Genomic DNA, 10,157 nt, shown 5'->3' on the forward strand with positions numbered 1-10,157 from the left:
CCGCGTAGCGGTGCAGCAGGAACAGCCAGCGTTTGAGGTGAAGGCGCATGGCGCGGCCCTCTCTCAGAACGCCACGCGCAGCGTGATATCGGCCGTGCGCGGCGCCCCCAGGTAGGCCATGGTGCTGGTCAGGCTGGCGGCGTAGACGCGGTCCGTGGCATTGCGCAGCCGTGCAACCACGGTCATGCGCGGGTCGATGCGGTAGCTCAGGCCCAGGTCCAGCAGGGTGTAGGCGGGCCAGGACAGCGTGTTGGCCGCATCGGTATAGATGCCTCCCACGCGGCGCAGCCCGGCATTGACCTCCAGCGCCGGCGTGATGCGGTAGCTGGTCCAGAGGTTGAGCACGCTGGCGGGCGTGTTCGTGGGTCGCTTGCCCGCCAGGGACACGCCGCCTTGCTGGTAGTTGTCATAGCGCGCGTCCACATGGCTCCAGTTGCCCTGGATGGACCATCGCGGCGTGGGCGCCAGGCCCATGGACAGCTCCACCCCGCGCGAGGACTGCTGGCCCACCAGCACCGTGCGCGTGCTGTCCTGCGGGTCCTGGGTGGAGATGTTGCGGCGCGTGATGCGATAGACCGCCAGCGCCGCCGTTCCCTTGCCCTGCCAGAACGACAGCTTGCTGCCCGCCTCCACCTGGCGGCCCGTTGTCAGCCCCGTGTTGTTGATGGCATCGGCAAACGAGGCGCCCATCAGCATGCCCGACGGCGGATCGGCCGCCGTGGAGAACTGGGCGTAGAGATTGGCCTCGGGCGTGGCATCCCAGACCAGGCCCACGCGCCCGGTCGTCGGGCTATAGCTGCGGCTGTAGCTTGCGGGCAGCGCGGGCGTCACATCGCGCCGGTTGGTCAGGTCCACCTCGATGCGTTCATGGCGCAGCGCCGTCAGCAGGTGCAGGGCAGGAGTGAGGGCCGTGCGGTTTTCCAGGTAGAGCGCGGTGGTGGTGACCTTGTTGTCGCGGTCGGGCCTGAAGCCGGGTGCCATGCCGGGAATGTCGTAGAAGTTCTCTGTCGTGAAATCGTAGGGATTGACCGTGCTCACCGTGCCCGACAGGCTGTTCGGAAAGCGTGTCTGCCGGTTCACGCTCACATCCAGCCCAAAAGCCCATTCGCTGCGCCGGCCGGCCAGCTCGCCCAGGTAGCTGCCTTCGATGCGGTCGCCCACCATGCGCTGGTCATGGCGCTGCAGCAGCGCAGCCGAGCGCACCACCGCGCTGTTGTCGGGCGTGAAGCGGTAGGTCTCCACGTTGCGGTAGTCGCGCAGCGCGTCATAGGCGTAGAAGGTGTTGCTCAGCTTGAGCCGGTCGCTGGCCCGCCATTCGGTGATGGAGCGCAGCCACTGCACGCGCTGGGCATACAGGCCGTCGGCGCTGTTGTAGTTCTTGCCTAGGGTCGCCTCGTCAATGCGCGCCTGGCCGCGCAGCGGGTTGAGCAGCGGCGTGCCCCAGTAGGGGCGGTCCACGCGCTCATGCTGGGCCTCGTAGGCCAGGGTGTGCGTCAGGCCGCCACCCAGGTCGGACAGCAGCGAGGTCGCCAGCTGCGTGGAGCGCGACTGCGTGCCGCCCACCCAGCTGCCGGCATCGCGGTGGTTGAGGTCCAGGCGCAGGTAATGAGTCGTGCCCTGGCTGTCAGTGGCATCGCCCAGGCGGCGGTTCAGCCCGACGGAGGCTTCTTTCAGCCCGTAGCTGCCCAGGCGCAGCTGGCCTTCGGTGAAGCTGTCGCGCTGGGCCAGCTTGGTGATGTAGTTCAGCGTGCCGCCCACGCCGCCTGCGCCGTAGAGAAAGCCGGAGGCGCCGCCCACGGCCTCCACCCGGTCGTAGATCCAGCTGTCCACGGGCCGGGCCGCAATGGAGTACTGCAGGTTGATGCCGTTGAACAGCTGGCTGACCGACCCCGTGCCGAAGCCCCGGTAGCTGATGCCGATGTTGCCGGGCGGGCTGTAGGCCGTGACGCCCGGAATGGAGCGCAGGATCTCCTGCGTGTCCTGGGCGCCACGCGCCTCGATGGCTGTGCGGTCCACGATGTGCACCGAGGCCGGCGTCTCGCGCGCCGTCAGGCCCAGGCGGCTGGCCGTGCCCACGGTCTTGTTCAGCGGCAGCAGGCCGTTGGCGTCGGCCGTGGCCTGGTCAGAGACCTCGACGGGGGCCAGCGGGATATCGGCCTGCGCTTGCGCTTGCACGCCAGGCGTCCAGGCCGTGCCCAGCGCGCAACACAGCGCTACGGCCAGGGGATGGGGGCGAAAAAGGGTTGCAGGCAGGCGCAGCGGCGCTGCCATCGCGGGGAAGGGGAGGGAATTCACGAACTGACTCCGGGTCTTGCGCCGCGTATGCGGCGCAGGCGGGCCGGGCGCGCATCAGCAGGCCCGGCGGCGATTCAAGAGAACACGGCAGTCAGCGGAGGAGGGCCGCGCGCCGGCAGCGGCGCGCGTGTGACGGAGGCAATGTGCGCTGCCACCAGCGGCAGCAGCGCGTGGGCCAGCGGCTGCTGGTGGGGCACCGCCATCTGCGGCAGTGCCGGCGGCGGTGCGCCAGCGGGCAGGCACATGGGGCAGTCGAGCTGGTGGTGGCCCATGCCCGGGGCTGCGCTGTCGCCCAGCGCCACCAGCTTGACGTCGCCGCTGGCCGTGCAGACCAGCTCGAAACCCTGGGGATGGACCAGGGGCGAAGCCACGGCAACGCCCAGCGTTACGGCAAACCAGGCCAATATCAGCCGGGTGAGCCAGAACGAGGAGCGAAGCGCTTGCATGGGCCGTGATTATGGCTTGGCGGGCGCGGGCGTGAACAGGCTGCCGCCCAGCTTGACGCCGGCCTTCAGGCCGCGCTTGGCGAACCAGCCCTGGTTCATCTCCAGCACATAGCGCACGGGCTTGGCCGAGCAGTGCGAGTCCTCGGTCATGGGCTTCATGTCGGCCAGGTTCACGATGGTGCCGTCATCGGCCACGAAGGCGGCGGTCAGCGGCAGCAGGGTGTTGCGCATCCAGAAGCACTGCACGGCAGGCACCTCGAAGACGAAGATCATGCCCTCCTGCTGGGGCATGTCCTGGCGGAACATCAGGCCGATGGCGCGCTCGCGGTCCGAGGCGGCCACCTGGGCATCGATGCGGTGGATTCCGGCCGTCAACTCCACGCGGCGCAGATTCATCTGGGGGCTGCCCTGGGGCTGTGCGCCTGCCGATACGGCGGCGCCAGCCAGGCAGGCGGCCATGAGCAACCGCTGCAGCGCGCGGCGGGAAAGGGATGTGTGGAGGGGTGTCGAAGGCTTCGTCATCTTGCACATTCTGTCGCAGGGGGCGCGTGGCCGGACGCAAAAATCGGCCTGGCCGGGCCATCATGGCCGGGCGGGCGGCAAAAAGCCCGCAGTGCATTGCTGACTTGCGGGCTTTTTTTGAGGGGATGCCAGCGGGCATCCCGGCGCCTGGATCAGGCCACGGCCTTGTGTGCCTTCTTGGTGGAACGCTTGGCGTGCTTCTTGCCGGAGTGCTTGCCGCTCTTGGCGACCTTTGCCTTCTTGGCTGTGTGAGCGGGAGCCGCTGCGGAAGCGGCCGTGGGAGCCGACATCGGCGCTTCGGGTGCTGCGGCGGCCTGTGCGAAGGCGCCTGCGGCAAACGAACCGGCGATCAGGACAGCGAGGAGTTTTTTCATATATGCCATTTCCTAGAAAAGCGGTAGAAGCCAAGTTGAATCAGACAACGGTGCGAAATTCTTGATGCACCGCACATGCTCAACGCGCTTACTGTATCGCCGTTGACAGGAGGGCGGCCCGATTGTCGTTAGAATTTTCTGCACCAAATTTGTGCCCATTCCGGGCATTCACTCTTGCCTCGTGCACCAGCCAACGGAGACCCGTCCCCATGAACCGCTTCCAGCACATCCAGGTGCCGGCCGAGGGCCAGAAGATCACTGTCAACGCCGACATGTCGTTGAACGTGCCAGACCAGCCCATCATTCCTTTCATTGAAGGCGACGGCACCGGCGTGGACATCACGCCCGTGATGATCAAGGTGGTGGATGCCGCCGTGGCCAGGGCCTATGGCGGCAAGCGCAAGATCCAGTGGATGGAGGTCTTCGCGGGCGAGAAATCCACGCGTATCTACGGCCCCGATGTCTGGCTGCCCGAGGAAACCATGCAGGCCCTTCGCGAGTACGTGGTCTCCATCAAGGGCCCGCTGACCACGCCCGTGGGCGGCGGCATCCGCTCGCTGAACGTGGCGCTGCGCCAGGAGCTGGACCTCTACGTCTGCCTGCGCCCCGTGCAGTATTTCAAGGGCGTGCCCTCGCCGCTGAAGGAGCCCGAGAAGACCAACATGGTCATCTTCCGCGAGAACTCCGAGGACATTTACGCGGGCATCGAGTACGAAGCGCGCAGCGACAACGCCAAGAAGCTCATCGACTTCCTGGTCAAGGAAATGGGCGTCAAGAAGATCCGCTTCCCCGAGACCTCGGGCATCGGCGTCAAGCCCGTGTCCATCGAGGGCACGGAGCGCCTGGTGCGCAAGGCCATCCAGTACGCCATCGACAATGACAAGCCCAGCGTGACCCTGGTCCACAAGGGCAACATCATGAAGTTCACCGAAGGGGGCTTCCGCGACTGGGGCTACGCGCTGGCCGCGCGCGAGTTCGGCGCCCAGCCCATCGACGGCGGACCCTGGCTCAAGTTCAAGAACCCGCGCACGGGCCGCGACATCGTCATCAAGGACTCGATTGCCGACGCCTTCCTGCAGCAGATCCTGCTGCGCCCGGCCGAGTACTCGGTGGTGGCCACGCTCAACCTCAACGGCGACTACATCTCGGACGCGCTGGCGGCCCAGGTCGGCGGCATCGGCATTGCGCCCGGCGCCAACATGTCCGACTCCGTGGCCTGCTTCGAGGCCACGCACGGCACGGCCCCCAAGTATGCGGGCAAGGACTATGTGAACCCCGGCTCAGAAATCCTCTCGGCCGAGATGATGCTGCGCCACATGGGCTGGCGCGAGGCGGCCGACCTGGTCATCAGCGCGCTGGAAAAGGCCATCCAGAGCAAGCAGGTGACCTATGACTTCGCCCGCCTGATGGACGGCGCCACCCAGGTGTCGTGCTCCGGCTTTGGCGAGGTGATGATCTCCAAGATGGATTGACGGGCGCCCGCGCTCCATGAAAAAACCGCGCCAGGGCGCGGTTTTTCTTTGACGGGCGTTGACGGGTCAGCTCTTGGGTAGCGCACAGCCATCGGGCCCGCAGTCCTCGCCTTGGGGCGCGGTCTGCTCGCCGGCGGTGATGGCCGCCACCTGCTGCACCCACTCGCCCAGCTGCGTTGCCCAGCCCTGTGCATCTCCCAGCCAGGGACCGATGTCGATGCGCTGGATGGCGCGCTGGCCCGGCTGCTCGGCCTCGGGGTGGTCGAACTCCAGCGCGAAGGTCGGGAAACCCTGGCCCTGTGCCAGGTTCAGCCATTCGCGCGCCTGGGTGATATGCGCCTGGGTGGCAGCGCCGGACAAGCGCTGGAAGGCCTGGGCAAAGGCCTCGCCGTCCAGTCCCAGGTCACGGGCCAGTTCCTGCAGCACGGCGGGGTCGCTGATGCGGCGGCCTTCCACGTAGTGGGCCTGCTGCTGGCGCGCCAGCATGTCCAGGCCCCGGCCCGCCAGTTCCTCGGCGGCCAGCAGGGCCGTGGTGGGCGGCTCCGAGTCCAGCACGGCGCCCAGGTCGTTGAGCAGGCCGTCGAAGTAGGCAGGGCCGAACGGCTGGCCCGTCATCTCGGCAATGCGCTGGTCGTGCGGCATCACATGGCCGCGCCAGTCGGCCGTGATGGTGCGGGTGTGGGCGCCCGTGAGCATGCCGCCGCCATGCCATTGCAGCGTGACGCCGGGCACGCTGCGCGCGGCCTTGACCAGGGGCGCGGCGGCATAGCACCAGCCGCACAGCGGGTCGAAGATGTAGTGAAGGACAAAGGGCGGCTGCGCGGTCGTGGTCATGGCAGGAGCGGGCTGTGATGAAGGCGCCCACTGTAGCGGCTATTGACTTGTCCGTGGCGGCGCAGGGCTGCAGGCAGAATGGACGGCTGCCTCTGTCCGGCCACAGCGCCTTGTTCCTGCCGAATTCGTCTGCATTGCCATGCGTCTCAAATCCACGCCGCGCTCATCCGCTTCTTCCGATCCTGCCAGCGAGCCCAGTGTCCAGTCCGTCGCCCGGCGCGGCATGCTGGGCTTTTTGCTGTTCTGGCTGCTGGTCATGGGCGTGCTGTACTGGGCCATGCAGATGTACCTGAAGCCGGTCGCCGTCAAGGTACAGGCCGACGGCACCGTGGCCATTGCGCGGGGCCGAGACGGGCATTTCCGCGTCGAAGGCGCCGTCAACGGCCAGCCCGTGAGCTTTCTGGTGGACACCGGCGCCAGCATGGTCGGCGTCACCGAGCCGCTGGCCGAGCGCGCAGGCCTGGACGGCGGCGAGCCCGTGCGCTTTCGCACCGCCAATGGCGAGCGCGATGGCCGCATGGTGGTGGCCGAGCAGGTGCGCGTGGCCTCCCTGGTGGTCAGCGGCCTGCGCGTGGGCACGGGCTATACGGGCGACTCGGACAGGGATGCCCTGCTGGGCCAGAACTTCCTGCGCCAGTTCGACGTGGAGATACGCGGCGACCGCATGCTCATCCACCCGCGCGGCAGCGGGTCTGCATCAAAGTGAAGGAGAGGGACATGAAGCGCAATGAATTGCAAATGAACAGACGCAGATGGCTGCAGACGGGCGCAGCCCTTGCGGCGCTGGGCTGCACGGCCTGCGCCAGCGTGGCGCCGGGCGGCGGCCCCTCCACCGGCCTGGCCGAAGATCTTGGCGAACGCCTGGACCAGGGCGTGAAAAGCGGGGGGTTGGTGAACCTGCATGCCGTCGTCGTCATGCGCCACGGCCGGCTGGCGCTGGAGCGCTACTTCGAGGGTGAGGACGAGCGTTGGGGCGAGCCGCTGGGCAAGGTGGCCTTCCATGCCGACTCCCTGCACGACGTGCGCTCGGTCAGCAAGAGCATCGTGGGCCTGCTGTATGGCATCGCCTTGGCCGAAGGCAAGGTGCCCACGCTGGACACGCCCCTGGTCCAGGCCTTTCCAGCCTACAAGGACCTGGCGGCCGATGAGGGCCGGCGCGCCATCCTCATCTCCCACGCCCTGGGCATGACCATGGGCCTGCAATGGGACGAGGACCTTCCGTACTCCGACCCGCGCAACAGCGAGATCGCCATGGAGCGCAGCAGCGACCGCTACCGCTATGTGCTGGAGCAGCCCATCGTGGCCCCGCCCGGCGAACGCTGGTGCTACAGCGGCGGGGCGACGGCGCTCTTGGGCCATCTGATTGCACAAGGCAGTGGCATGCCGCTGCTGGATTACGCGCGGCACAAGCTGTTTGCGCCCCTGGGCATCGACAAGGCCGAGTGGACGCCTGGCACCAACGGCGAGGCGGCCGCCGCCTCCGGCCTGCGCCTGCGGGCGCGGGACCTGGCCCGCATCGGCCAGCTGGTGCTGCAGCAGGGTGAATGGCAGGGACGGGCGTTGGTGCCCCGGCATTGGATTGTGCAATCCATGCAGCCGCGCGTGGACGCCTGGCCCGGCCTGCGCTACGGCCACCACTGGTACGTGGGGCAGACCCGCGCCGGCCTGGCGTACTACATGGCCATCGGCCTGGGCGGGCAGCGGCTGGTGGTCGTGCCCCAGCAGTCGCTGGTGTATGCCGTCTTCATGGGCAACTACGACAGCCCCCAGCAGGTGCAGCGCGTGGGCGCCGTGCAGGGCCTGATCGCCGCTGCCTTGCGTTGACTGCCTGGCGTTGACAGCCTTGCCCTGACAGCCGAGCGCGGGCACGGCGGGCGTGCGAGAATCCCCGCTTCCAAGGTCGGCCGCATGCCCGGCTCGCGCAAGCAGGGCGCGAAGCGGGGCGGGCCGGTGCGTGTCGAGGCTCGATCCACTTTCCTGGTTCCGGTGCCGGCCCATGAGCCCCAGAGGCCATGGCGCCGGTTGTTTCTGCCTCCCGCATGATCGCCAGATCACCGTTTGCCCGTGTCCCACCGCCAGCCCATCCGCATCGCCGACCGCCACCAGTTCGACACCCTGATCGACGCCCGTTCGCCTGCCGAATTCGCGCAGGACCACATTCCCGGTGCCATCAACTGCCCCGTGCTCGACAACGAGGAGCGCGCCCGGATCGGCACCATCTACAAGCAGGTCAGCCCCTTCGAGGCCAAACGCCTGGGCGCGGCCATGGTCTCGGCCAATCTGGCGCGCCATCTGCATGAAACCTTCGCCGACAAACCGGCCAACTGGAAGCCGCTGGTCTACTGCTGGCGCGGTGGCCTGCGCAGCGGCTCCATGGTCACCTGGCTGCGCCTGGTCGGCTGGGATGCCCAGCAACTGGCCAACGGCTACAAGTCCTATCGCGGCCATGTGATCGAGTTGATCGACCGCCTGGTGCCCCAACTGCGCCTGCAGGTGCTGTGCGGCGCCACCGGCAGCGCCAAGACCCGCGTGCTGCATGCCCTGGCCGAGGCCGGCGAGCAGGTGCTGGACCTGGAGGGCTATGCCAGCCACAAGGGCTCCTTGCTGGGCAACCTGCCCGGGGTGGAGCAGCCCAGCCAGAAATACTTCGAGACGCTGCTGGCCCAGCAGCTGGAGAGTTTCGATCCGTCGCGCACCGTGTACGTGGAAGGCGAGAGCGCCAAGATCGGCCGCGTGTCCCTGCCGCTGGTGCTGGTCGAGCACATGCGCCAGTCGCCCGTGATTGCGCTCGATGCCACGCCCGAGGCGCGCCTGGCCTACCTGCTGCGCGACTACGCCTACCTGGGCGACGATCCGCAGACGCTGGCCGACAAGCTGGGCTGGCTCAAGGAGCTGCAGGGCAAGGAGACCATCTCGCGCTGGCAGGCCTGGGCGCATGAGCGCAGCCTCTCGCCGCTGTTCTCCGAGCTCATGGCCCAGCACTACGACCCGCACTACGAGCGCTCGCAGGAGCGGCATTTCACGCAGTGGCGCACGCGCCGCAGGGTGCAGGCCGACGACCTCAGCGAGGCCGGCATCGCCGCGCTGGCGCAGCAGATACTGGCGCTGGATGGGACATCGGCCGCATGAAGCAGCCGGGTGGATCAGGCGTTTGAATCAGGCGTGTGAATCTGCCAGCACCGGGTACAGCGACAGCAGCAGCAGGGCGGCCATGCCCCAGTTGAAGCGGCGCAGTGCCTGCGGCGAGCGCAGCGCGCGCCCCACGGCGCTGCCGAACAGCGTCCAGACGCTGACGCTGGGATAGTTCACGATGCCCAGTACCAGGGCGGCCAGCACCAGGTTGATGAAGAAATCCTCGCGCGGCGTGTAGGTGGCAATCACGCCGATGGCCATGATCCAGGCCTTGGGGTTGACCCACTGGAACGCCGCCGCCTGCCAGAACCCGAAGGGCCGGGCACCCGCGTTGCCGCCGTCGATGCCGCCGCTGCCCGCGATCTTCCAGGCCAGCCAGACCAGATAGGCCGCGCCCAGGTACTTGAGCGCGGTGTAGATCACCGGCAGGCGCTCGAACACCGCGCCCAGGCCCGCGCCCACCAGCAGCACCATGACCACCACGCCCACGGTGATGCCCAGCATGTGGGGCACCGTGCGGCGGTAGCCGAAGGTGGCGCCCGAGGCCGTCAACATCACATTGTTGGGGCCGGGCGTGACGGAGCTGACGAAGGAGAACATGGCCAGCGGCAGCAGGAACGAGGTGTGGGCGGTATCGAAGGGCATGGTGGCAACAGGCATGACAGGGAATCCGGCGCCCTGTCTGCGCATGCCGCAGGCCGCGGCGCCGTCAGGCCATGCTAATGGCAGTGTTCGGTACAGTAGCAGTACACTTTGCCAGAACAATTTGCCAACTGGCCTGCCCACATGACCCTGACACTTGATCCCGCAGCCACGCCGAAGCAAGCGCAGGCACAGCAGACACCGCAGACATCGAGTGCATCCTCCGCTACGGCTTTCCAGGCCGCTGCGCCCTGGCGTCCGCTGCGCTCCTCCGATCTCTCGCTGGTCGAGCAGCTCGTGGACCACTACGGCAGCCTCATCCGCCGCCATGGCCTGCGCGCGGGCTCGCGGCTGCCCTCGGTGCGCGCGCTGGCGCAGCAGGCCGGCGTCAGCCGCGATACCGTGGTCCAGGCCTACGACCGGCTGGCCGCCCAGGGCCT

11 protein-coding genes are annotated in these 10,157 nt (G+C 67.9%); 5 read left to right on the plus strand and 6 right to left on the minus strand.

Annotated elements, in window-relative coordinates; translation table 11 throughout:
- Window positions 1-63 precede the first annotated feature (63 nt).
- The 4 genes from L995_RS24255 to L995_RS24270 all read right to left on the minus strand — a co-directional run bounded on the left by L995_RS24255 (window position 64) and on the right by L995_RS24270 (window position 3,637).
- The gene (locus L995_RS24255) at window positions 64-2,271 is read right to left on the minus strand and encodes a TonB-dependent receptor (protein ID WP_047473976.1); all 2,208 of its coding nucleotides are present in this window, start codon (window positions 2,269-2,271) and stop codon (window positions 64-66) included.
- A 98-nt stretch (window positions 2,272-2,369) separates the two neighbouring features.
- Entirely contained in the window at window positions 2,370-2,741 is a 372-nt protein-coding gene (locus tag L995_RS24260) for a DUF2946 family protein (protein ID WP_013802509.1), read from the minus strand.
- A 9-nt stretch (window positions 2,742-2,750) separates the two neighbouring features.
- Complete coding sequence (locus L995_RS24265; protein WP_016445971.1) at window positions 2,751-3,200, minus strand: DUF192 domain-containing protein; 450 nt, start codon at window positions 3,198-3,200, stop codon at window positions 2,751-2,753.
- A gap of 215 nt (window positions 3,201-3,415) precedes the next feature.
- A complete protein-coding gene (locus L995_RS24270; protein WP_012205488.1) occupies window positions 3,416-3,637 on the minus strand; it encodes a hypothetical protein in 222 nt (73 codons plus the stop codon).
- A 209-nt stretch (window positions 3,638-3,846) separates the two neighbouring features.
- Here L995_RS24270 and icd point away from each other — a divergent pair, with 209 nt between their 5' ends.
- Window positions 3,847-5,109, plus strand: a complete 1,263-nt coding sequence (icd, locus tag L995_RS24275) for an NADP-dependent isocitrate dehydrogenase (RefSeq protein WP_012205489.1) — start codon at window positions 3,847-3,849, stop codon at window positions 5,107-5,109.
- A 66-nt stretch (window positions 5,110-5,175) separates the two neighbouring features.
- Here icd and L995_RS24280 read toward each other — a convergent pair whose 3' ends face one another.
- Complete coding sequence (locus L995_RS24280; protein WP_016445973.1) at window positions 5,176-5,943, minus strand: DsbA family protein; 768 nt, start codon at window positions 5,941-5,943, stop codon at window positions 5,176-5,178.
- A 139-nt stretch (window positions 5,944-6,082) separates the two neighbouring features.
- Here L995_RS24280 and L995_RS24285 point away from each other — a divergent pair, with 139 nt between their 5' ends.
- The 3 genes from L995_RS24285 to mnmH all read left to right on the plus strand — a co-directional run bounded on the left by L995_RS24285 (window position 6,083) and on the right by mnmH (window position 9,072).
- Window positions 6,083-6,649, plus strand: a complete 567-nt coding sequence (locus tag L995_RS24285) for a retropepsin-like aspartic protease family protein (RefSeq protein WP_047473977.1) — start codon at window positions 6,083-6,085, stop codon at window positions 6,647-6,649.
- 32 nt (window positions 6,650-6,681) lie between these two features.
- A complete protein-coding gene (locus L995_RS24290; protein ID WP_231574522.1) occupies window positions 6,682-7,767 on the plus strand; it encodes a serine hydrolase domain-containing protein in 1,086 nt (361 codons plus the stop codon).
- A 240-nt stretch (window positions 7,768-8,007) separates the two neighbouring features.
- Entirely contained in the window at window positions 8,008-9,072 is a 1,065-nt protein-coding gene (mnmH, locus tag L995_RS24295) for a tRNA 2-selenouridine(34) synthase MnmH (RefSeq protein ID WP_047473981.1), read from the plus strand.
- Window positions 9,073-9,099: 27 nt separating this feature from the next.
- Here the strand turns inward: mnmH and L995_RS24300 are convergent, their stop codons facing one another.
- Window positions 9,100-9,735 (minus strand): LysE family translocator, encoded by a 636-nt coding sequence (locus L995_RS24300; protein ID WP_047473979.1) that lies wholly within the window; start codon window positions 9,733-9,735, stop codon window positions 9,100-9,102.
- Between the two features lie 126 nt (window positions 9,736-9,861).
- On the opposite strand from L995_RS24300, the gene L995_RS24305 reads away from it, so the two are divergent.
- Window positions 9,862-10,157, plus strand: a 296-nt coding sequence (locus tag L995_RS24305) for a GntR family transcriptional regulator (RefSeq protein ID WP_047473980.1), incomplete at its 3' end; no start/stop codon positions are given.

This window comes from Delftia sp. ZNC0008 (genome assembly GCF_000799035.1).
GTDB lineage: Bacteria > Pseudomonadota > Gammaproteobacteria > Burkholderiales > Burkholderiaceae_C > Comamonas > Comamonas tsuruhatensis.

What these genes read in the sequence shown, in the direction of transcription:
- L995_RS24300 (WP_047473979.1), bottom strand. Translation starts at nt 9,735, where the DNA reads ATGCCTGTTGCCACCATGCCCTTCGATACCGCCCACACCTCGTTCCTG.
- icd (WP_012205489.1), top strand. Translation starts at nt 3,847, where the DNA reads ATGAACCGCTTCCAGCACATCCAGGTGCCGGCCGAGGGCCAGAAGATC.
- L995_RS24285 (WP_047473977.1), top strand. Translation starts at nt 6,083, where the DNA reads ATGCGTCTCAAATCCACGCCGCGCTCATCCGCTTCTTCCGATCCTGCC.
- L995_RS24255 (WP_047473976.1), bottom strand. Translation starts at nt 2,271, where the DNA reads ATGGCAGCGCCGCTGCGCCTGCCTGCAACCCTTTTTCGCCCCCATCCC.
- L995_RS24270 (WP_012205488.1), bottom strand. Translation starts at nt 3,637, where the DNA reads ATGAAAAAACTCCTCGCTGTCCTGATCGCCGGTTCGTTTGCCGCAGGC.
- L995_RS24260 (WP_013802509.1), bottom strand. Translation starts at nt 2,741, where the DNA reads ATGCAAGCGCTTCGCTCCTCGTTCTGGCTCACCCGGCTGATATTGGCC.
- L995_RS24290 (WP_231574522.1), top strand. Translation starts at nt 6,682, where the DNA reads ATGAACAGACGCAGATGGCTGCAGACGGGCGCAGCCCTTGCGGCGCTG.
- L995_RS24265 (WP_016445971.1), bottom strand. Translation starts at nt 3,200, where the DNA reads ATGGCCGCCTGCCTGGCTGGCGCCGCCGTATCGGCAGGCGCACAGCCC.
- L995_RS24280 (WP_016445973.1), bottom strand. Translation starts at nt 5,943, where the DNA reads ATGACCACGACCGCGCAGCCGCCCTTTGTCCTTCACTACATCTTCGAC.